Below are 19,489 nucleotides of genomic sequence, written 5' to 3' on the forward strand. Positions count from 1 at the left end.
GCGAACAACGATAACGCGGTGCTGTTGATGCACCGCGTCGATCGCTTCGCCAGCAAGCTGGCTCCTACGGGATCTGTGCCCGTCCCGTGACAAATTGACCCCATAGACATAAAGAAACGGCTCTTGCCGTGCCTTTTGTGTCGCGCTCTGAGAAAATGCCCCCACTTTTTTTCCGGATGCCGACATGACTGCCCTGAAGAACGACCGTTTCCTTCGTGCCCTGCTCAAGCAACCCGTAGACGTCACCCCGGTGTGGATGATGCGTCAGGCTGGGCGCTACTTGCCTGAATACCGTGCCAGCCGCGCCAACGCCGGTGACTTCATGAGCCTGTGCATGAATCCGGAGTTCGCTTGCGAAGTCACTCTGCAGCCTCTGGACCGCTATCCACAGCTGGATGCGGCGATCCTCTTCTCCGACATCCTGACCATCCCCGATGCCATGGGCCAAGGCCTGTACTTTGAAACCGGCGAAGGCCCGCGCTTCAAGAAAGTGGTCAGCACCCTGGCCGACATCGAAGCCCTGCCGATCCCCGATCCGCACAAGGACCTGGGCTATGTAATGGATGCGGTCAGCACCATTCGTCGCGAACTCAACGGCCGTGTGCCGTTGATCGGCTTCTCCGGCAGCCCCTGGACCCTGGCCACCTACATGGTCGAAGGCGGCTCCTCAAAGGACTTCCGCAAGTCCAAGGCCATGCTCTACGACAACCCGCAAGCCATGCACCTGCTGCTGGACAAGCTGGCCCAGTCGGTCACCGCGTACCTGAACGGGCAGATCCGTGCCGGCGCGCAGGCTGTGCAAATCTTCGACAGCTGGGGCGGCAGCCTTTCGGCGGCGGCCTACCAGGAATTCTCCCTGGCCTACATGCGCAAGATCGTCAGTGGCCTGATCCGCGAACACGACGGGCGCAAGGTTCCGGTGATCCTCTTCACCAAGGGCGGCGGCCTGTGGCTGGAAAGCATTGCCGATGCCGGCGCGGACAGCCTGGGCCTGGACTGGACCTGTGACATCGGCGAAGCCCGCCGCCGGGTCGGCAGCAAGGTATCGCTGCAAGGCAACATGGACCCTACCGTGCTCTACGCCAACCCGCAGGCGATCCGCAGCGAAGTTGCGCGCATCCTCGCCAGCTACGGCAAGGGCAGCGGCCACGTGTTCAACCTGGGCCACGGCATCACTCCGGAAGTGAAACCGGAGCACGCCGGAGCCTTCCTGGAAGCGGTGCACGAGTTGTCGGCGCAATACCACGAATAAGCGCCTCCCTAAAAAACGCCCGGCACCTGCCGGGCGTTTTCATTGGCGGACACTTTTTGCAGGAGCCAGCTTGCTGGCGAAAGGGCCCTCAAGACTTGCGCCTGCCTGGCGCACGCCTTCGCTGGCAAGCCAGCTCCTACAGGGGGCGGCCAGCCAGATTCGCTCGGTGTAGGAGCCAGCTTGCTGGCGAGAGGGCCCTCAAGGCCTGCACCTGCCTGGCGCACGCCTTCGCTGGCAAGCCAGCTCCTACAGGGGGCGGCCAGCCAGATTCGCTCGGTGTAGGAGCCAGCTTGCTGGCGAGAGGGCCCTCAAGACCTGCGCCTGCCTGGCGGAGCACTTCGCCGGCAAGCCTGCTCCTACAAAGGGGGGAGTTTGGCGAGTTTCATGGCGATCAACAGGGCTCCGATCAGCAAGGCGCCGATAAACAGGCCGATGCCGTTCCAACCCGCCAGGTGCCAGAACACCCCGCCGGCGGTGCCGGCAATGCTCGAGCCGGCGTAGTAGCTGAACAGGTACAGCGACGACGCCTGGCCCTTGGCCTTGGTGGCGCGACGGCCGATCCAGCTGCTGGCCACCGAGTGGGCACCGAAGAAGCCGAAGGTGAACAGCAGCATGCCGATCAGCACCAGGGACAGCGGGGTCAGCAGGGTCAGGGCGATCCCCGCCAGCATCAGCACGATGGTGCCCCAGAGCACCCGGCGCCGGCCCAGCTGGTCGGCCAGGGCGCCGATCTTCGCCGAGCTGTAGATGCCCGAGAGGTACACCACCGACAGCATCCCGACCCAGGCCTGGCTCAGTTGATAGGGCTCGGCCAGCAGGCGGTAGCCGATGTAGTTGAACAGGGTGACGAATGCCCCCATCAGCAGGAAACCTTCGAGGAACAGCCAGGGCAGGCCGGCATCGCGAAAGTGCATGGCAAAGCCGTCCAGCAGGCTGCGCGGGTGCAGCGAACGGGGACGGAAATTGCGCGATTCGGGAAGGATGCGCCAGAACACCGCGGCAGCGATCAGTGCCAGGCCGCCGATCACCAGCATCGCCGTGTGCCAGCTGACGAAGTCGATCAGCACCCCGGTGATCAGTCGCCCGCTCATGCCGCCGATGGCGTTGCCACCGATGTACAGGCCCATGGCCAGGCCGATGTGCTGGGGGTGGATCTCCTCGCTCAGGTAAGTCATGGCCACCGCTGCCAGCCCGCTCAGGGACAGGCCCACCAGCGCGCGCATCAGCAGCACCCCGTGCCAGCTCGGCATCAGCGCACTGGCGATGGTGCACAGGGCGGCGGCCAGCAAGGCGGCGACCATCACCGGCTTGCGACCGATGCGGTCGGAAACCGGCCCGGTGATCAACAACCCGATGGCCAGCATGCCGGTGGCGACCGAGAGAATCAGGCTGCTCTGGGCGGCATTGATGGAAAAGTCCCGGGACAGCAGCGGCATCATCGGCTGTACGCAATACAGCAGGGCGAAGGTGGCAAAACCGCCGGAGAACAGCGCCAGCACGGTGCGCATGAACATCGGCGTGCCTTTTTCGATATAGGCTTCGTTGAGCTGGGCGACCACCTCGTCCAGGGGCGTGGCAGGGGGTTCTTCGGCGGAGGGGGCAACAGCGGCAACAGCGGATTTCACGGGGGACCTCGGGGGAACGCAGCCGGTCAGGCAATGGAAAAAGCATATAGCTGGCTAATGATTCTTTCCAATATATTGTTCGACCTGTTTGATAGGTTTTAAGACTTAATGAGGCCCTCATGGAACTGCGTCACCTGCGCTACTTCATCGCTGTCGCCGAAGAACTGCATTTTGGCCGTGCAGCCCAGGTGCTGGGCATCTCCCAACCGCCCCTGAGCCAGCAGATCCAGGCGCTGGAGCAGGAGGTGGGGGCGCGCCTGTTCGAACGCACCAATCGTCGGGTCGAGCTCAGCGAGGCCGGGCGCCTGTTCCTGGAAGAGGCGCGGCTGGTACTGGCCCAGGTGGACAAGGCGGCGGACGTGGCGCGGCGTGCGCAGCTGGGCGAGCTGGGGGAACTGAAGATCGGCTTCACCTCGTCGGCGCCCTTCAATTCGACCATTCCCCAGGCGATCTTCGCCTTTCGCCAGCGCTTTCCCGCGGTACACCTCAAGCTCAAGGAAATGAGCAGCACCCAGGTGGCCGAGGCCCTGGTGGACCAGGCGATCCAGGTCGGCATCATGCGGCCCTTGCCCCTGCCGGATTCGCTGTCGGTGGTGGAGCTGCTGCGCGAGCCGCTGGTGGCGGTGCTCAGTTCCAAGCACCCGCTGGCCAGTGGCAGTGAAGAGGGGCTGCACCTGGCGGAGCTGGCCCATGAGCCCTTTGTGTTTTTTCCCCGCAGCTATGGCAGCGGCCTGTATGCGCAGTTGCTGAGCCTGTCCCGGGATGCCGGCTTTACCCCGCATTTCGCTCAGGAGGCGGCGGAAGCCATGACCATCATCGGCCTGGTGGCGGCGGGGTTGGGGGTGTCGGTGCTGCCGGCGTCCTACCAGCGCATGCGCATCGACGGCGTGGTCTATCGCCGCCTGCTGGACCCGGCGGCGATGTCGGCGGTGTGGCTGGTGCAGCGCAAGGATCAGGCTTCGCCCATGGCCAAGGCCTTTGTCGAGCTACTGACGCGCAAGACCGGGGCTACGCCCTGAGGGGCTGTTGGGCCGCACCGGGGCCTGCAGGTTCACCAGGTCGCCGCGCAGGGCCACTCCGGCCATCAGTACCCCGGCATGGCATTCGTAGGTGTTGAGGTCCTTGCGCACGTGGTGCTTGTAGTAGCTGACGATATTGGTCACTGCGTTGGCGCCGACCCGCTTGGCTGCGGCTTGCAGGGTGATCAGGGCCGACTGCAGGGCCCATTCGCAGGCGGCGATATCGCTCTTGTTGAAAGCGTTGGTCTTCTTGTTGGTGGTGACTTCGGTGAGCCGCACCTGGAGCACTGGCGGAAGTGGGTTGCCGGCCAGATGGAAGCTCACGCTGCCATCCAGGCGCCCGGCGCGCTCGGCGTCGGCCACGACTTTCTCGAAGGGCATGTACATCAGGTTGGTGGCCTGGCTGGCGGGGCTCAGGGTCGTTAGCAGGGCCAGGGCAATCAGTGCTTTCACTTGCATGGTCGGCTCCTTGACGGACGTGAAAGGGGCGCCACTGTCACGCCGGCCGATGCCCGATCGCGCCACTTGGCTCCCGCAGGCGGCGGTCACCCGGCCTGCTGTTGCGAGTGTAGACGGCGATTGGCGCGCTTTCGGAAAATCCCGGAAACGCAAAGGGCGCCCCAGGCGCCCTTTGCGTTGTCAGCCGCAGCTCACTGGACCTTGGACAGATCCCCGCGCAGCGCTACACCAGCCATGATGGCGCCGGCATGGCACTCATAGGTGGTGGCGTCCTTGCGCTCGTGGCTCTTGTAGAAGCTGGCAATGTCGGTCACGGCGTTGGCGCCGACTTTCTTCGCCGCTTCATGCAGGGTGATCAGTGCCGACTGCAAGGCCCACTCGCAGGCCACCTGGTCGGCCTTGCCGAAGGCATTGGTCTTCTTGTTGGTCACGGCGCCGGGGCTCAGCACGCTGACCTTGCCGGCCGGCTTGTTGCCCGCCAGGTAGAACTTCACGCTGCCGTCGATCTTGCCGGTGCTGATGGCCTCGGCCACCACCTTGTCGAAGGGCAGGTACAGGGTGGTATCGCGGGCCTGGCTGACGCCGGGCAGGGTGCACAGCAGCAGGGTGGCGGTGGCCGCCAGTGTCTTCAAACGCATCGCATTCTCCATGACATCAAAGGGGGTGAAGCAGCCCTGTGACCGGGGTCACAGGGAAGGGCTCATTGTGCGGCCGGGAAGCTCTTGGCCGCGGCATCCGACAGCTGTTGCGCGGCCCGCTCGTTCTGGTTGTCCCGCAGTTCGCGCAGGATTCCCTTGTCCAGCAGGCGCACCCAGCGGATGTAGTTCTTGTGGATCTTGCCGTCCTTGTAGTCCATGTCGCGGCTGTCGCGGTAGACGATCTTGTAGTAGCTGGCGGAGTACTGGATATCGATCTCCGCGTGGAACTGTTGACGCACGGTGATCTCGGCCTGGATCAGCTCCGGGCTGATGCGCTGCACGGTCCACTTGCGGGCTACGAGGTTCTTCAGGATCGCCTGCTTGACCTGCTCCTGGTCGGCCTGGATGGTGGTCGGGAGCACCCGGTTGGGGGTGTACATGCGCTTGCTGGTACAGGCGGTGACGCTCAGCAGGGCAAGGACGATGAGGGTGGCGCGAAACAGGGAAGACATTCCATTTCTCCAGTGAGGTGAGGCATCAGGACCAGCGGCGGAAGATCAACGAGGTGTTGACGCCGCCAAAGGCAAAGTTGTTGTTCATCACGTATTCGTGGCTCATGGCGCGAAAGCCTCCCTGCAGGTAGTCCAGCTCGCCGCAGCGGGGGTCGACCTGATCCAGGTTGCAGGTGTGCACATAGAGGTCGCGGTTGAGCATCTCGATGCTGAACCAGGATTCCAGCGCGCCGCAGGCGCCCAGGGTGTGGCCGAGGAAACTCTTCTGCGAACTGATGGGCATGCGGCTGCCGAACAGGCTGCTGGTGGCCAGGGTCTCGGCGATGTCGCCCTGCTCGGTGGCGGTGCCATGGCCGTTGACGTAGCCGATGGCCTCCGGGGCCAGGGCCCCATCCTCCAGCGCCAGCTCCATGGCCCGGCGCATGGTGCTCTGTTCGGGGCGGGTGGTGTGCTGGCCGTCGGCGTTGCTGCCGAAGCCGACGATTTCCGCGTGGATGCGCGCGCCACGGGCCAGGGCGTGCTCCAGCTCCTCGAGCACCAGCATGCCGCCACCTTCGCCGATCACCAGGCCGTCACGGCCGCTGTCGTAGGGGCGCGGGCTGGTGTGCGGCGCATCGTTCTTCAGGCTGGTGGCATACAGCGCGTCGAACACCATGGCTTCGGTGGGGCACAGTTCCTCGGCGCCGCCGGCGAGCATCAGCGGCAGGCGGCCGAACTTGATCGCCTCATAGGCGTAGCCGATGCCCTGGCTACCGCTGGTGCAGGCGCTGGAGGTAGGGATCAGGCGCCCGGTCAGGCCGAAGAAGATGCTGATATTGGCGGCGGTGGTGTGGGGCATCATGCGCACGTAGGAGTTGGCGTTGAGCCCCTCGGCCACCGAGTTGAGCAGCATGTTGCCGAAGGCCTTGATCTCGTCGGTGCTGCCGGTGGAAGAACCACAGGCCACGCCCATGCGCCCGTCCTTGATCGACGGGTCGCCCAGCAGCCCGGCGTCGGCCAGGGCCTGCTCGGCGGCGCCCACGGCCAGGCGCGAAACCCGGCCCATGCTGCGCAGCTGCTTGCGGGTCCAGTGCCCGGGCACCTGGAAGTCATCGATGGGGCCGGCCAGGCGGGTGTTGAGTTCGCTGAACCTGTCCCACTCGTCCATGCGCCGGATGCCGCTGCGGTTGGCGGCAAAGCGCTCGGCGATGCTGGCCCAGTCGCTGCCCAGGGAGGTGATGCCGGCCATGCCGGTGACGACCACACGTTTCATCAGCACAGGCCCCCGTTCACCGACAGCACCTGGCGAGTGATGTAGGACGCTTCGGCGGACATCAGGAAATTCACCGCGCCGGCCACCTCTTCCGGGGTGCCCATGCGCTGCGCGGGAATCATTTTCAGCAGTTCTTCCACCGGCACGTTTTCATCCAGCATGGCGGTGTCGATCAGCCCCGGGGCCACGCAGTTGACGGTGATCTTGCGCTTGCCCAGCTCGATGGCCAGGGCCTTGGCGGCGCCGATCACGCCGGCCTTGGAGGCGCTGTAGTTGACCTGGCCACGGTTGCCGATCAGCCCCGAGACCGAGGTGATGCAGACGATGCGCCCGGCTGCGCGGCGGCGGATCATGGGCATCATCACCGGGTGCAGGACATTGTAGAAACCGTCGAGGTTGGTGCGCAGCACCTGGTCCCAGTCCTCTTCGCTGAGGGCCGGGAAGGCGCCGTCACGGGTCAGGCCGGCGTTGAGCACCACGCCGTAATAGGCGCCATGGGCTTCGACATCGGCCTCCAGGGCAACCCGGCAGGCCTCCCGGTCCGATACATCGAATTGCAGGACGCGGGCGCTGCGGCCCAGGGCCTGGACTTCGCCCCTGACGGCTTCGGCTTCGGTGCGGCCGCTGCGGCAGTGCAGCACCAGGTCATACCCGGCCCGGGCCAGACGCAGGGCGATGGCACGGCCGATGCCACGGCTGGAGCCGGTGACCAGTACGGAGTCAGTCATGACGGTGTTCCTGTAGAAGAGGCAGGTGTTTCATGCAGGTAGTCGGCGGCCTGGGGCGGACGGAACACGTTCAGGCGCGCGCTGGCGGTGATGCCGGGGCCACTGAGGTGGCACTCGAACACGCCCATGCCGTTGTCGTCTTCCAGAGAGCGCAGGGCATGGATTTCCAGGGTGCTGCCGAGGGGGAAGTGCTCGACATTGCATTCGAATTTGCGGGTGCCCAGAAGAAAGCCCAGCTCCACCGGCAAGCCTTGCTGGCGGGCGCGGCAACCGGCGTAGGCGGCCACGCTCTGGGCCATCAGCTCGACGCCGACCCAGGCCGGCAGGCTGCCGTCGGGGCGGTTGAACAGGCCACCGGGGCGAACTTCGAGGCGGGTGCGGATCTGTTCTTCATCAAAGGCCAGGACCTGATCGATGAGGATCATGTCCCCGGCGTGGGGCAGCAACTCGGCGAGCGGCCAGTCAATCATGGGGCGTCTCCGATAATCAGGCTGACGTTGTTGCCGCCGAAGGCGAAGGAATTGCTCATCAGGCGGCGCGGTGCGTGGGGGGCCAGGCGATCGTCCGGGGTGACCCAGCGCAGTGGCGGCAAAGACGGGTCGGCCTGGGCATCCCAGACATGGGGCGGCAGCGCCAGGCCGGGGTTGTCGGTACTCAGGGCCAGCCAGCAGAACGCCGCCTCCAGGGCCCCGGCGGCCCCCAGGGTATGGCCGCTCATGGGTTTGGTCGAAGAGCAGGGCACGCCTTCGGGGAACAGCTGGGCCACGGCCAGGCTTTCCATCGCGTCGTTGTGCTGGGTGGCGGTGCCGTGCAGGTTCAGGTAGCCGATCTGCTGTGGCTGCAGGCCGGCGCTGCGCAAGGCCTGGCTCATGGCCTGCAGGGCGCCGCGGCCATCGGGGGCCGGGGCGGAAATATGGTAGGCGTCGGAGCTGGCGCCACCGCCCAGCAGGGCAACAGGGGCGTCGCCGGCAGGCTCCCGGCTCATGAGGAACAGCACCGCCGCTTCACCGATGTTGATCCCGTCGCGGTTGCGGGAAAAGGGGTTGCAGCGTTGCCCGGAGACCGCCTCCAGGGCTGTGAAACCATTGAGGGTCAGCTTGCACAGGCTGTCGACCCCGCCGCACAGCACGGCGTCGCACAGGCCCAGATCGAGCAGGCGCCGGGCACTGATCAGGGCCCGGGCGCTGGAGGTACAGGCGGTGGAAATCACATAGGCCGGGCCGCAGAGTTGCAGCCATTGGGCGAGGAAGTTCGCCGGGGCGCTGAGCTCCTGCTGACGGTAGTCGTAGCCCGCCGGGAATTGCCGGTCCTGCAGGTAACGGGCGATGCCCCGGCTGGCTTCGTCGATGCCCGACGTGCTGGTGCCCAGGACGATGCCGATGCGGCCATGGCCGTAGCGCTGGATGGCCTGCTGGATGTCGTCTTCGATCTGCCGGGTGGCCTCCAGCAACAGCTGGTTGTTGCGGCTGTTCTGGGCTTCGAGGCCCGCCGGCATGCCCGCCAGCGGGCTGCGCACTGCCGCCACCGGCAAGGTGCGCTCGGGCACCCAGTGGCTTTCGTCGCGCATGCCCGAACAGTCGCCGGCAAACAGGCTGCGGGCGACTTCCTGGCGATTGCGGCCCAGGGCGCAGATCACCCCGAGGGCGTTGAGGTAAGCCGTCATGGCGTGGCCTCGGTGCTCAGAGCCGTGATGTGGTAGTGCGGGCCTTGGGGCAGGTTCAAGGTGAAATCCAGAGCGTGTTGATAGTCGACTCGCCAGCGCGGGCCGAGGGTACGTTGGGCGCCCTGTTGCCGGGCGTGCGGATAATTGGCCTGCAGTTCGGCCACAGGCGTCAGGGCGAACAGCAGGGCCGCGAACAGCTCCCGGGCCTCCGGGTTGGGTGGCAGCAGGCCGTCGGCCTGCCAGTGTCCGCCCACCAGGCGCTGACGGGCCTGGGGAATGCCCAGCGGGTCCATCAGCGACCAGCGCAGGTCCGGGCCTTCGGCCTGGATCACCAGCAGCCAGTCCTGGCGCTGGTCCTGAAGCTGGCGCTGTACGTGGAGCTGCAACGGCAGCACCAGCGAGGGCGTGCGCTCGGGCAGCGGAGCCTGACTGACGCAAGCGCTCAGCAACAGGACACAACCGAGCAGCAGGGCACGGATCATTCGGACGGACCTTCCTCGGCAACAGGGGGAGCGAGCGGCTTGCGGGCCACCACATTGACCAGGGTTTCCTCGCGCTGGCCCACCGGCGGCGGCTGGCGCAGGCCGAAGCGCTCCAGCAGGCCGAAGTCCTTGGCGCGACTCCACCACAGGTAGGGATAAGACACGTTCTGCGGGCCGAATTCAAAGCCCTGCTGACGAATCATCAGCAGGTACTGGGCGGCGCTTTTCTGCACATGCATCGGATGGCGGAACAGCCAGCGGATCACCCAGGTGTCGATATAGGCCTCGGTGGATTCGGCAAACAGCAGGTAACCCCCGGGCTTGAGCACCCGGTAGAACTCGGCCAGGGCTTTTTCCTGTTCCACCAGGTGGTGGAAGGTCTGGTGGCAGAACAGCAGGTCGACGCTGGCGTTGGCCAGTTCCAGGGTCGCGCAGTCGCTGCCGATCAACTCCACCTGCATCTGCTGGCGCCGGGCTTCCTCGGCGCTGAGCTTGAGGCTGTGGGGGTCGGCGTCCAGGCCGATCAGGCGCTGCGGGGCGAACACCTGGCGCAGGTACTGGAACGACTTGCCCTGGCCGCAACCGGCGTCCAGCAACACCGGATGCCGGGGCAGCTCGCCATCGAACAGCGAGCGCAGGTCATTGATCGCCACCCGCAGCACATGGTGCTGCCAGGTGTGGCTGCGCAGGAACCAGAAGCCGAAGCGGGTTTCCTCGACGTAGCTGTCACTCAGGTACTGGCTGGTTTGCTCAGTCATGCGCGGTCCCTCGCACAGACTTCCGAGAGGGCCTTGAGCCGGCGCTTGGGCTCGCTGACGAAAGGGTTGCGTTCATCCCAGGCATAACCGGCGAGGATCGAGCTGATCATGCGGCGGATTTCCGGGGAGCTGCCAGGATGGTAGATCACGTCCTGGAAAGTACCGGCGTACCAGCCCTCGACGTAGCAGCGGAAGGTGTCCACGCCGCGTTTCAGCGGTTCGGCGAACTCCGTCGCCCAGTCGACGCCCTGGCCCTGCAACTGCCGGTGCAACACGGCGGCGGCCATGCTCGCGGAACGCATGGCGATGGTCACCCCGGAAGAGAACACCGGGTCGAGGAATTCCGCGGCGTTGCCCAGCAGGGCGAAGCCCGGGCCATGCAGGGTGCTGACGTTGGCCGAGTAGCCGCCGATGGTCCGCGCCGGGGTGTCCCACTCGGCGTATTGCAGCACCTTGGCCAGGCTCGGGGTTTCGCTGATGAAGCCCCGCAGGCAGGCGTCCAGGTCGCCATCGCGCCCGGCGAAATGCTCTTGGGCGGCCACCACCCCTACCGAGCAGCGGCCGTTGCTGAAGGGGATGCTCCAGAACCAGATGTCGCGGTGCTCGGGGTGGGTGGTGATGAGGATCTTGTTGCGGTCGAAGTGCTCGCAGTCGATGCGGTCTTCGACATGAGTGAACACCGCTCGGCGTACCGGAAAGTTCGACGGCGCTTCCAGTTCCAGCAGGCGCGGCAGGACCCGGCCGTAACCGCTGGCGTCGAGGATGAAGTCGGCTTCGATGCGGTACTGGCTGCCGTCTTCACGGCGGCAGTCGAGCTGTGGCAAGGGCCGCTCCACCTCCACCGCGACAATCTCTTCGCCGTAGCGGATCTCGACCCCTTGCAGGGCGGCCTGGTCGGCCAGCAGCTTGTCGAAGTCGGCGCGCTGCACCTGGAAGGTGGTGGGCTTGCCATTGCTGAAGGTGTCGCCGAAATCGAAGGTGCTGTAGTGCTCGCCCCAGGCGAAGGCCGCGCCGTTCTTGAGCTGGAAGCCGGCGGCTTGCACCGCCTCCAGCATCCCGGCTTCCTCGACGAAATCCAGGCAGTGGGAGAGCAGGCTTTCACCGATGGAGAAACGCGGGAAATGTTGCCGCTCGACGATCAGCACGTCGTGGCCCTGGCGCTTGAGCAGCGCGGCCGCGATGGCCCCCGAGGGGCCGGCACCGATCACCACGACTTGGCGACGTTCCATTTCAACTGTTGGCACTGGGGCTCCTTGCCGGTTTGGCGATGTTCAGGTTCAAGGGGGCAGCGTGGGGCGCCGCCTGGGGAGTTCGGTGCATTCCGGCCAGGGCCGGCAGCAGGGTGGCGATCAGGCCCATGAGCATCAGCGCGAAGTACAGCGCCGGGCTGATCAACTGTTGTTGCAGCAGCAGGTTGAGAAAGACGATCTCGCTCAAGCCGCGAATGTTCAGCAGCAGGCTTTCCCGCCAGCGGCTGGCGCCGGTAAAGGAAGCGCCGGCCCAGCCCAGGCCCAGCCAGTTGCCCAGCAGCTTGCTGGCAATCGGCAACAGCAGCAGGGCCGCCAGTTGCACCCAGCCGAGGCTGCCCATGGCGCTGTGCACATCGATCTGCACGATGCCGAAGGTCAGGATCAGCGGGATGGCGATGTAGGTCTGCAAGCGGTTCATCCAGGCAGCCTGTAACGGCAGCACCAGCGCCAGCTTGAGGGCGGCCATGCACAGCAGGTAGCCGATGCCGAAGATCAGCGCATTGAGCCGGTAGTGCTCGGCCACCACCAGCAGGCCGAAAAAGCCCAGGCTGTAGAGCAGCGGCTGGCGCAGGCCCAGGCCGCGCAGCACCAGGGGCAGGCAGGCGCCGGCCAGGGGCAGCAGCAGGCTGCTCAGGTGCAGGCTGCCCTGGGCCAGGGCGAACAGGCTCCAGCAGGCCAGGTCGATGAGGATCGCGGTCTGCACCAGGCGCCGGGTGGCGGCGGGCGGGTACTGGATGTGCCGCAGGTACAGGTAGAGCACCGGGATCGCGGTGATGGCGAACAGCAGGCCGACCGCCAGGGAGCTTATCCAGGGTTGCGCCGGCAGCAGCCAGAAGGCGGTGGCCAGGCCGCAGGCGAAGGGAATGCCGAAGCTCGGCACGGCGATCTTCAGGCTCTGGCGGTCCAGGCGCAGGTCGATCACGTCACTGAGGATATGCCCCAGCAGCAAGGCAAAGCTCAGGCTGTACAGATGCTTGAGCCAGTGCGGCGAAACCAGCTGCGCACCACTTAGCTGCCAGTGCGGTTCGATCCACAGCAGCATCAGCAGCGGCAGGCCGAAGGTCGCCAGCAGCAGTTGGCTGACAATCGGGATCAGGCCCAGGCGCCGGCCGATGTGGGTGGCCAGGGCAAACAGCGCCAGGGCCAGTAGCCAGAACAGCAGGGTCAGCATGCTGCACGCTCTGTGTCGGGCGCCGGGTGCGGCCTGTGGCCGGCCCAGGGCGCAAGGATGAAGCTGAAGGCCAGCCCCAGGCTGACCGCCAGGCCGAAGTTGCTCACCGCCGGGGTGCTGGAAATGGCCAGCAGGCCGAACGACAGCCAGGTGGTCAGGGCCGCCAGCAGCGTGCCCAGCAGGCTCACCGCGGCGCCGCCGATCTGCTCGCGCATGAGGATCGCGTAGTCGACGCTGATGGCCGTCACCAGCAGCAGGCCGAACAGGCTGAACAGGGTCAGGGGCTGGCCCAGCCAGCCGAGGCTGGCCAGGCTGCACAGGGCTGCCAGCAGGGGCAGGGCCACCAGGCGCAAGGCGCCGCCGAGGCCGAAGGGCAGGATCAACAGCAGCACGATCAGCACGCAGGAGGCCAGCTTGAGTTCGGCGGCGCTGACCTGGGTGGCGGCGAATACCCGGTTCAGCTCACCCAGGCGGTCCACCAGTTGCACCCCTGGCAGATCATCGGCCTGGATTCGCAGCAGGGCGGCGTCGTTCAGCCCCTGCAGGCTGACCATGGCGGCCACGCCGTTGGCGTTGGCTCCCAGCCACAGCGGGCGATAGGGCTCAGCCAGCGGCCCGGAAAGCGCGGCGTCGAGGTCTTCCACCGGCAATTGCTGCAGCTGTTCCAGCTCCGCTTGCAGGGCGGCCAGGGGTACCCCCAGGTCCAGCAGCGGCTGCCAGAAACGCGGCAGCTGCTTGAGGGCTTCGCGCACCTGCTGTTGTTCGGTCGGTTGGCTGAGCAACTGGTTCAGCGACAGGTAGCCCTTGAGCTTGCCCAGGTTCACCAGCTGTTGCAGGCGCAGGTCCAGGGCCTCCAGGCGCTCCAGCAGTTGCTGCTGATCGGTGGCGCGCACCAGGAAGAACTGGCTGGTGGGCTGATAGCCGGTGATCCGCGCAATGGCCTGGGCTTCCTGCAGCAACTGCGGCGGTGCACCGACCCATTGGCGGATGTCGTTCTTGCTCTCGAGCTGCCACAGGCCTGCGGCGCAGAACAGCGCCAGCAATACCAGCAGCACCGGACTGGGCACCCGCTTGAGCAAGGCCGAGCGGGCCTGCAGCAGGGCTTGGGCCACTTGTAGCGGCCAATGCGCCGGGCGTAGTTGCACCCCCTTGAGCAGTGCCGGCAGCAGGCACACCGCCGCCAGGTAGGCGCCCACCAGGCCGGCGGCGGAGAATACGGCGATCTGGGTCAGGGCCGGGAACGGGGTCCAGGCCAGGGCCAGGTAGCCGATGCAACTGGTGGCCAGGCTCAGGCTCAGCCCCGGCAGGGTCAGGCGCAGGGCCGGCCAGCTGCGCCAGGGTTTCAGGCTCCAGCTCTTGGACAGGTAGTGCAGGGGGTAGTCGACGGCCACGCCGATCAGGCTCGACCCCAGCACCAGGGTCATTACGTGCATGCGGCCGAACAGCGCCACGCAGGCCACGGCGCCGAACAGCATGCCCACCAGCACCGGGACGAAGGCCAGCAGGGCACGCCAGCGGCGGAAGGCCAGCAGCAACAGCAAAAGGATGCCCAGGGTGGCGCCGCCGCCGACCCAGGTGATTTCCCGGGTGGCCTGTTGCTGGCCGTTGGCGGCGTACAGCAAACCGCTGGCGGCCAACAGTTGTACCTGTTGCTGGCTGGCCTGCTCACGGCTGTGGCGCAGCAGGTCAGCCACTTGCAGAGGCAGTTGCATGTCGAAGGCGTTGCCGCCGGTGCGGGCACGCAGCAATACCCAGTGCTGGCCGTCGGCCTCGGCCACCAGGGCGCCGCTGCCGATGTCCAGCTGCACCGCGCCGTGTTGCGGCTGGCTGTTCTGGATGCGTCCGGTCAGGCCCAGCCAGTCATCCTGGCTGGGCACCAGGGTAAAGCCGCCGAACGGGTCGAACAGGCTCTGCACCCGTTGCTGGATAAACGTCTGGGGCTGCTGGGCCAGTTGCTCGCGATCCTTGGCCCCGAGCATCGCCAGGCGGCCCTGCAACAGTTGCTGGCGCAGCGCCGGCAGGTCGGCCTGGAGGTTCCACTGGACCTTCTCGAACAACCCGCTGGCCTGCCATTGCTCGGCCAGTTGCCGGGCCATGGCCACTGCCTGCTGACGTTCGGCATGCCCCACCAGCACCAGGATTTCCCGGTTCAGCGGTTCCTGCATGCGTTGCTCGGCCTGTTGCTCCAGTGCATCCGGGGCCGTGCCGGGCACCAGTTCCATGAGGTTGGCCGACAGCGGCGCGCCATGGCGCCATTGCCAGGCACCGAGGGCCAGGACCAGGGTCAGCAGAATCAGGAAAAAACGCGGCAGCCAGCGTTCACTCGGCAAAGTCATGTTGCTCCGTTTCACTGAGCGGCTGGGCGCTGCTGCTGTCCTGCATGATCAGCAAGGTGCGGTCGCCCTGGGCTTCCAGCAGTTCGATGCGCTGCACCAGCTCGCCGCCGTCGATGTTGATCTGGTTGAAGATCTGTTTCAGCAGCAGGGAGCGGGGGATCAGTTGCAACTGCCAGTTCTGCGCGCTGCCTTGCAGCTTGAGTTCGAAGTCCCGCTGCAGGCCGCTGCTGTCGCCTTGCAGCACAGCGAGGAACAGGCGGTTCTGCTCGGCCCCGGCGCTCTTGCCGGGAAGCATCTGCCAGCCGCCGCCATCGCGCCGGGCGATGCCCTGGGCAGTGATGCGGTAGTCCTGTTGCAACGGGGTCTGCAGCAGCCACAGCAGGCCATGGTTTTTCGCCAGCACGAAGTGACCCTTGCTGGTCAATGGCTGGGGCAGGGCCCGCAGGTGTTTTTCCTGGATGAAACGACCGTGGATCACCTCCGGCCGCGACAGTTGATCGCTCAACTGTTGCAGGTCGAAGGCCTGGGCCAGCCCCGGCACACACCAGAGCACCAAGAGCGTGGGCGCGAGCTTGCTCGCGAACCGCCGCACCACGGTACGCAACCTCATGCAGTTGGCAGACAGACCGACCCTCTTCGCGAGCAAGCTCGCTCCTACCTTCATGGCAAGGCCCTCGCGACGGCATCGGTGAAGACCTTGGGCGAGGCCAGTTGCATTTCCCGGCTGGCGATCTCCACGGCCACCTGCACCGAGCTGGCGCGGGTCATGCGCTCGCCTGTGGCCTGGTCGGTGATCAGGTAATTGATCTTCAGCCGGCTTTCCCACTCCACCAGGCTGGCGCGCACGTTCAGGGTCTGGCCGAACACCGCGCCGCGCACGTAGCGCAGTTGCAGGTCGATCACCGGCCAGGCGTAGCCGGATTCGAGCATCTGCTGGTAGTTGTGGCCGAGCTTGTCCAGCAGGGCGCAGCGGGCGACCTCCAGGTATTTGACGTAATGCCCGTGCCAGACGACGTGCATGGTGTCGACGTCGAAGAAGGGCACCTGGATCTGGGTGTCGGCGTGGATCACTCCCTTGCTACGCATGCAGCCTCCAGTGTTGTTCGGCGATGCGTTGCAGGCACAGGCGCAGTTCGTGCTCCAGGGCGCGGTCTTCGATCACCGGTGCGAAGTCCTCGGCCAGTTGCCGGTGCATGGCATCCAGGGCTGGTGGCAGAGGCCGGGCATCGGCTTCCTGGCTGCGCAGCCAGACCCCCTGGTTGGCCGCCAGCAAGGTGGCGGCGGCCACTTGTTCGGTGAGCTCCAGCACGCGGATCGCGTCCCGGGCGGCGATGGTGCCCATGCTCACCTTGTCCTGGTTGTGGCACTCGGTGGAGCGCGAGAACACGCTGGCCGGCATGGTGTTTTTCAGGGCCTCGGCGGTCCAGGCGCTGGCGCCGATCTGCACCGCCTTGAAGCCGTGGTTGAGCATGGCGCGCTCGGCGCTGGCGCCGGAAAGGTTGCTCGGCAGGCCGTGGTTGTAGCGCACGTCCACCAGCAGGGCCAACTGCCGGTCCAGCAGGTCGGCGACGTTGGCCACCAGGTTCTTCAGGCTGTCCATGGCGAAGGCGATGTGCCCGCCATAGAAGTGCCCGCCGTGCAGCACGCGCTCGGCCTCGGCGTCGATGATGGGGTTGTCGTTGGCGCTGTTGAGCTCGGTCTCGATGAAACCGCGCAGCCAGTTCAGGCTGTCGGCCAGCACCCCCAGCACATGGGGGGCGCAGCGCAGCGAGTAGCGGTCCTGCAGGCGATGCAGGGGCGCGGTCGGCGCGTCGATCGCCAGGTCCTGGCGCAGCCAGGCGGCCACTTGCATCTGCCCCGGGTGCGGCTTGGCGGCGAACAGGCGTTCGTCGAAGTGTTCCGGATTGCCCTGCAGGGCCACCACGTTGAGGGCGGTGATGCGGGTCGCCAGGCGCAGCAGGTAGTCGGCCCGGGCAAAGGCCAGGCAGGCCAGCCCGGTCATTACCGCGGTGCCGTTCATCAGCGCCAGGGCTTCCTTGGGCCGCAGCACCAGGGGTTCCCAGCCCAGCTCGCGGTGCACGTCGGCGGACTCACGCCGCTCGCCGCGGAACATCACCTCGCGTTCCCCGGACAGGGTGGCCGCCACATAGGACAGCGGCGTCAGGTCGCCGCTGGCGCCCACCGAGCCCTCTTCCGGGATCAGCGGCAGGATGTCCTGGTCGAGGAAGGCCTGCAGGCGCTCCAGCAGTTCCACGCGCACCCCGGAAACTCCGTGGCACAGCGACTGCAAGCGCGCCGCCAGCACCGCGCGGGTAGCCTGGGCGTCCAGCAGCTTGCCCAGGCCGCAACCGTGGAAGGTGTACAGATGGCGCGGCAGCGCCTCGACGTGCTGCAGCGGCACCGCCACCACGCAAGAGTCGCCGTAGCCGGTGGTCACGCCGTAGATCACCCCTTCCTTGTCCAGCAGGGAGTCGAGGAACTGCGCGCCCTTGGCGATCCGCTGGCGCCAGGCGGCGTCGCCTTGCAGGCGCGTCGGCACCTGGCGGTTGGCCAGGGCCAGCACGTCTTCGATGCGCAGGGGGTGTTCGCCGAAGGTTACCGGCTCATGGGTCGAGGTCGTCATCGGTCTTCCAGAATGGGTAAAAGTTGAACCATTGTTGCGGGGCTTGCAGGCAGTACTGGCCCAGGCGCTCGGCGTAGCGGGCGGTCCACTGGGCGATCACCTGCTGGCGGTCATTGCGTTTCCACTGCACGGCGTCGGCGAAGGGCTCGAGGATCACCTGGTAGCGGCCTTGCTGTTTCAGGCACAGCAGCAGGTTGACCGGGCACTTGAGCAGCCCGGCCAGCAGCCAGGGGCCCTGGGGGAAGGCGGCCGGGTGGCCGAGGAAATCCACCCGCACGTTGCGCCCGCCGTGCAGCGGCACGCGGTCCCCGGCAATCGCCAGCCATTCGCCGCGATCCAGGCGCTGGCTCAGTTGCAGCATGATCGCCGGGTCCAGCTCGCTGACCTGGATCAGCCGCAGGTTGCTGGCCCCGGCTTCGCCCAGCAGGCGGTTGAAGCGTTCGGCGTGCTTGGTGTGCACCAGCACGTTCATGGTCACCTGCTCCCCCAGCTCGGCCAGGGCCCGGCACACTTCCAGGTTGCCCAGGTGCGCGCCCACCAGCATCTGCCCGCGTTCGCCGCGCAGCTGGTGGCGCAGTTGCGCCGGGTCGACGATCTCGATCTGTTCGATGCGCAGTTTGCCGTTCCACACGTCGAGCTTGTCCAGCAGGGCATCGGCAAAGGCCATGAACTGGCCGAACACCCGCCAGTGGCTGGGGCGCAACTCGTCGCGCCCGCTCCATTGGGCCAGGTGCTGCTGGTACTGCCAGATGCTGCGCCGGGCCCGGCGGCCGAACAGGAAGAAGTAGAACACGATGGCGTACAGCACCGGGCTCAGCAGCCGGCGCCCCAGCACCCGCACGCCCAGGGCGGTGAGCTTCATCAGCCAGAAGCTGCCGCGCTCCTGATGGCCGGCCCAGTGTTCGTTGCCGGGCTCCTTGGGTTGCTCCTGGCTCATGGACGCCACCGGCGCCAGAGGATCAGCGGCAGGCGCGCCAACATGCCGAAGAACAGCTTGGCGTGCATCTTCGAGATCAGCGCGTTGTCATGGAACAGGCGAAAGTGCGAGAGGCCGTCCTGGGGATAGTGGACCCGGGTCGGCAGCCAGCGCATGGGTTGGTTGCGCCAGGCCAGGCGCACCAGGATCTCCGGATCGAAGTCCATGCGCCGGCCCAGTTGCACCGAGTCCAGCAGGGCCAGGGTCGGTGGCAAGGGGTAGACCCGGAAGCCGCACATGGAATCGGGAATCTGCAGTGACAGGCTGTTGATCCAGACCCACACGTGGGTCAGGTAGCGGGCATACAGGCGCCCCTTGGGCACGCTGGCGTCGTACTGTGGATAACCGCAGACCAGCGCCTCGGGGTGGGCCTGGGAGTGCTGGATGAAGTTATCCACATCCGTGAGGTCGTGCTGGCCATCGGCATCGACTTGCAGGGCATGGCTGAAGCCCAGCTGCGCGGCTTCGCGCAGGCCGGCCATGACCGCGCCGCCCTTGCCCTGGTTGATCGCCAGGCGGATCAGGAACACCTGGTCGAGGCCGGCCAGCTGCTCCAGCACCGCCGCGCATTGGGGGCTGCTGGCGTCGTCCACCAGGACACAGGGCAGGCCGCGGGCCAGGAGCGCCTCGACCACCGCCGGCACGGCGGTTTCATGGTTGTAGACCGGTATCACCGCGCAAGGCTTATGCATGGCAGCGGGCCCCTTCAGCGTAGGCGCTGGCTTGCCAGGGAATCCCGGGCGCG

Annotated in this window: 20 protein-coding genes; 2 read left to right on the forward strand and 18 right to left on the reverse strand. The window is 66.5% G+C overall.

Annotation, left to right across the window (positions count from 1 at the left end; translation table 11 throughout):
* The first annotated feature begins 184 nt into the window (after positions 1 to 184).
* Positions 185 to 1,252, forward strand: a complete 1,068-nt coding sequence (gene hemE / locus PFLCHA0_RS02310) for a uroporphyrinogen decarboxylase (protein WP_011058829.1) — start codon at positions 185 to 187, stop codon at positions 1,250 to 1,252.
* A 356-nt stretch (positions 1,253 to 1,608) separates the two neighbouring features.
* On the opposite strand, the gene PFLCHA0_RS02315 is transcribed toward hemE, so the two are convergent.
* Entirely contained in the window at positions 1,609 to 2,877 is a 1,269-nt protein-coding gene (locus tag PFLCHA0_RS02315) for an MFS transporter (protein ID WP_015633872.1), read from the reverse strand.
* 119 nt (positions 2,878 to 2,996) lie between these two features.
* Between PFLCHA0_RS02315 and PFLCHA0_RS02320 the strand changes: the two genes are divergently transcribed.
* Positions 2,997 to 3,896, forward strand: coding sequence for a LysR family transcriptional regulator (locus PFLCHA0_RS02320; RefSeq protein WP_011058831.1), 900 nt, complete (start codon positions 2,997 to 2,999; stop codon positions 3,894 to 3,896).
* Here PFLCHA0_RS02320 and PFLCHA0_RS02325 read toward each other — a convergent pair.
* The 17 genes from PFLCHA0_RS02325 to PFLCHA0_RS02405 all read right to left on the reverse strand — a co-directional run bounded on the left by PFLCHA0_RS02325 (position 3,864) and on the right by PFLCHA0_RS02405 (position 19,436).
* Complete coding sequence (locus PFLCHA0_RS02325; protein WP_015633873.1) at positions 3,864 to 4,355, reverse strand: hypothetical protein; 492 nt, start codon at positions 4,353 to 4,355, stop codon at positions 3,864 to 3,866. The two genes, PFLCHA0_RS02320 and PFLCHA0_RS02325, sit on opposite strands and share 33 nt — an antisense overlap.
* A 191-nt stretch (positions 4,356 to 4,546) precedes the next feature.
* Positions 4,547 to 4,993, reverse strand: coding sequence for a hypothetical protein (locus tag PFLCHA0_RS02330; protein ID WP_015633874.1), 447 nt, complete (start codon positions 4,991 to 4,993; stop codon positions 4,547 to 4,549).
* 62 nt (positions 4,994 to 5,055) lie between these two features.
* Complete coding sequence (locus PFLCHA0_RS02335) at positions 5,056 to 5,505, reverse strand: lipoprotein (protein WP_015633875.1); 450 nt, start codon at positions 5,503 to 5,505, stop codon at positions 5,056 to 5,058.
* 25 nt (positions 5,506 to 5,530) lie between these two features.
* A complete protein-coding gene (locus tag PFLCHA0_RS02340) occupies positions 5,531 to 6,757 on the reverse strand; it encodes a beta-ketoacyl-ACP synthase (protein WP_011058835.1) in 1,227 nt (408 codons plus the stop codon).
* Positions 6,757 to 7,485, reverse strand: a complete 729-nt coding sequence (fabG, locus tag PFLCHA0_RS02345; RefSeq protein WP_015633876.1) for a 3-oxoacyl-ACP reductase FabG — start codon at positions 7,483 to 7,485, stop codon at positions 6,757 to 6,759. Before fabG ends, PFLCHA0_RS02340 begins: the two co-directional genes overlap by 1 nt.
* On the reverse strand, positions 7,482 to 7,955 hold the full coding sequence (locus PFLCHA0_RS02350) for an ApeP family dehydratase (RefSeq protein ID WP_011058837.1): 474 nt from the start codon (positions 7,953 to 7,955) through the stop codon (positions 7,482 to 7,484). The genes fabG and PFLCHA0_RS02350 overlap by 4 nt, the downstream gene beginning before the upstream one ends.
* Complete coding sequence (locus PFLCHA0_RS02355) at positions 7,952 to 9,148, reverse strand: beta-ketoacyl-[acyl-carrier-protein] synthase family protein (RefSeq protein ID WP_015633877.1); 1,197 nt, start codon at positions 9,146 to 9,148, stop codon at positions 7,952 to 7,954. The genes PFLCHA0_RS02350 and PFLCHA0_RS02355 overlap by 4 nt, the downstream gene beginning before the upstream one ends.
* The gene (locus tag PFLCHA0_RS02360; RefSeq protein WP_015633878.1) at positions 9,145 to 9,630 is read right to left on the reverse strand and encodes a hypothetical protein; all 486 of its coding nucleotides are present in this window, start codon (positions 9,628 to 9,630) and stop codon (positions 9,145 to 9,147) included. The genes PFLCHA0_RS02355 and PFLCHA0_RS02360 overlap by 4 nt, the downstream gene beginning before the upstream one ends.
* Positions 9,627 to 10,388, reverse strand: coding sequence for a class I SAM-dependent methyltransferase (locus tag PFLCHA0_RS02365; RefSeq protein ID WP_015633879.1), 762 nt, complete (start codon positions 10,386 to 10,388; stop codon positions 9,627 to 9,629). Before PFLCHA0_RS02365 ends, PFLCHA0_RS02360 begins: the two co-directional genes overlap by 4 nt.
* On the reverse strand, positions 10,385 to 11,632 hold the full coding sequence (locus PFLCHA0_RS02370; protein ID WP_015633880.1) for an NAD(P)/FAD-dependent oxidoreductase: 1,248 nt from the start codon (positions 11,630 to 11,632) through the stop codon (positions 10,385 to 10,387). The genes PFLCHA0_RS02365 and PFLCHA0_RS02370 overlap by 4 nt, the downstream gene beginning before the upstream one ends.
* On the reverse strand, positions 11,619 to 12,809 hold the full coding sequence (locus PFLCHA0_RS02375) for a cation:proton antiporter (RefSeq protein WP_015633881.1): 1,191 nt from the start codon (positions 12,807 to 12,809) through the stop codon (positions 11,619 to 11,621). Before PFLCHA0_RS02375 ends, PFLCHA0_RS02370 begins: the two co-directional genes overlap by 14 nt.
* Entirely contained in the window at positions 12,803 to 15,145 is a 2,343-nt protein-coding gene (locus PFLCHA0_RS02380; RefSeq protein ID WP_015633882.1) for an MMPL family transporter, read from the reverse strand. Before PFLCHA0_RS02380 ends, PFLCHA0_RS02375 begins: the two co-directional genes overlap by 7 nt.
* Positions 15,129 to 15,809, reverse strand: a complete 681-nt coding sequence (locus tag PFLCHA0_RS02385; RefSeq protein ID WP_015633883.1) for an outer membrane lipoprotein carrier protein LolA — start codon at positions 15,807 to 15,809, stop codon at positions 15,129 to 15,131. The genes PFLCHA0_RS02380 and PFLCHA0_RS02385 overlap by 17 nt, the downstream gene beginning before the upstream one ends.
* Complete coding sequence (locus tag PFLCHA0_RS02390; RefSeq protein ID WP_011058845.1) at positions 15,806 to 16,231, reverse strand: acyl-CoA thioesterase; 426 nt, start codon at positions 16,229 to 16,231, stop codon at positions 15,806 to 15,808. Before PFLCHA0_RS02390 ends, PFLCHA0_RS02385 begins: the two co-directional genes overlap by 4 nt.
* Complete coding sequence (locus tag PFLCHA0_RS02395; RefSeq protein ID WP_015633884.1) at positions 16,224 to 17,768, reverse strand: HAL/PAL/TAL family ammonia-lyase; 1,545 nt, start codon at positions 17,766 to 17,768, stop codon at positions 16,224 to 16,226. Before PFLCHA0_RS02395 ends, PFLCHA0_RS02390 begins: the two co-directional genes overlap by 8 nt.
* Positions 17,749 to 18,705 carry an LpxL/LpxP family acyltransferase gene (locus PFLCHA0_RS02400; RefSeq protein ID WP_015633885.1) on the reverse strand — a complete coding sequence of 319 codons (957 nt, stop codon included), beginning with the start codon at positions 18,703 to 18,705 and terminating at the stop codon, positions 17,749 to 17,751. The genes PFLCHA0_RS02395 and PFLCHA0_RS02400 overlap by 20 nt, the downstream gene beginning before the upstream one ends.
* A complete protein-coding gene (locus PFLCHA0_RS02405) occupies positions 18,702 to 19,436 on the reverse strand; it encodes a glycosyltransferase family 2 protein (RefSeq protein WP_015633886.1) in 735 nt (244 codons plus the stop codon). The genes PFLCHA0_RS02400 and PFLCHA0_RS02405 overlap by 4 nt, the downstream gene beginning before the upstream one ends.
* Positions 19,437 to 19,489 lie beyond the last annotated feature (53 nt).

The sequence above is a fragment of the Pseudomonas protegens CHA0 genome (assembly GCF_000397205.1).
In the GTDB taxonomy this organism is placed as follows: Bacteria; Pseudomonadota; Gammaproteobacteria; order Pseudomonadales; family Pseudomonadaceae; genus Aquipseudomonas; species Aquipseudomonas protegens.

Excerpts from the sequence above, each read along its gene's own strand:
- hemE (WP_011058829.1), top strand. The coding sequence starts at position 185 with ATGACTGCCCTGAAGAACGACCGTTTCCTTCGTGCCCTGCTCAAGCAA.
- PFLCHA0_RS02320 (WP_011058831.1), top strand. The coding sequence starts at position 2,997 with ATGGAACTGCGTCACCTGCGCTACTTCATCGCTGTCGCCGAAGAACTG.
- PFLCHA0_RS02325 (WP_015633873.1), bottom strand. The coding sequence starts at position 4,355 with ATGCAAGTGAAAGCACTGATTGCCCTGGCCCTGCTAACGACCCTGAGC.
- PFLCHA0_RS02330 (WP_015633874.1), bottom strand. The coding sequence starts at position 4,993 with ATGCGTTTGAAGACACTGGCGGCCACCGCCACCCTGCTGCTGTGCACC.
- PFLCHA0_RS02335 (WP_015633875.1), bottom strand. The coding sequence starts at position 5,505 with ATGTCTTCCCTGTTTCGCGCCACCCTCATCGTCCTTGCCCTGCTGAGC.
- PFLCHA0_RS02340 (WP_011058835.1), bottom strand. The coding sequence starts at position 6,757 with ATGAAACGTGTGGTCGTCACCGGCATGGCCGGCATCACCTCCCTGGGC.
- fabG (WP_015633876.1), bottom strand. The coding sequence starts at position 7,485 with ATGACTGACTCCGTACTGGTCACCGGCTCCAGCCGTGGCATCGGCCGT.
- PFLCHA0_RS02350 (WP_011058837.1), bottom strand. The coding sequence starts at position 7,955 with ATGATTGACTGGCCGCTCGCCGAGTTGCTGCCCCACGCCGGGGACATG.
- PFLCHA0_RS02355 (WP_015633877.1), bottom strand. The coding sequence starts at position 9,148 with ATGACGGCTTACCTCAACGCCCTCGGGGTGATCTGCGCCCTGGGCCGC.
- PFLCHA0_RS02360 (WP_015633878.1), bottom strand. The coding sequence starts at position 9,630 with ATGATCCGTGCCCTGCTGCTCGGTTGTGTCCTGTTGCTGAGCGCTTGC.
- PFLCHA0_RS02365 (WP_015633879.1), bottom strand. The coding sequence starts at position 10,388 with ATGACTGAGCAAACCAGCCAGTACCTGAGTGACAGCTACGTCGAGGAA.
- PFLCHA0_RS02375 (WP_015633881.1), bottom strand. The coding sequence starts at position 12,809 with ATGCTGACCCTGCTGTTCTGGCTACTGGCCCTGGCGCTGTTTGCCCTG.
- PFLCHA0_RS02380 (WP_015633882.1), bottom strand. The coding sequence starts at position 15,145 with ATGACTTTGCCGAGTGAACGCTGGCTGCCGCGTTTTTTCCTGATTCTG.
- PFLCHA0_RS02385 (WP_015633883.1), bottom strand. The coding sequence starts at position 15,809 with ATGAAGGTAGGAGCGAGCTTGCTCGCGAAGAGGGTCGGTCTGTCTGCC.
- PFLCHA0_RS02390 (WP_011058845.1), bottom strand. The coding sequence starts at position 16,231 with ATGCGTAGCAAGGGAGTGATCCACGCCGACACCCAGATCCAGGTGCCC.
- PFLCHA0_RS02395 (WP_015633884.1), bottom strand. The coding sequence starts at position 17,768 with ATGACGACCTCGACCCATGAGCCGGTAACCTTCGGCGAACACCCCCTG.
- PFLCHA0_RS02400 (WP_015633885.1), bottom strand. The coding sequence starts at position 18,705 with ATGAGCCAGGAGCAACCCAAGGAGCCCGGCAACGAACACTGGGCCGGC.
- PFLCHA0_RS02405 (WP_015633886.1), bottom strand. The coding sequence starts at position 19,436 with ATGCATAAGCCTTGCGCGGTGATACCGGTCTACAACCATGAAACCGCC.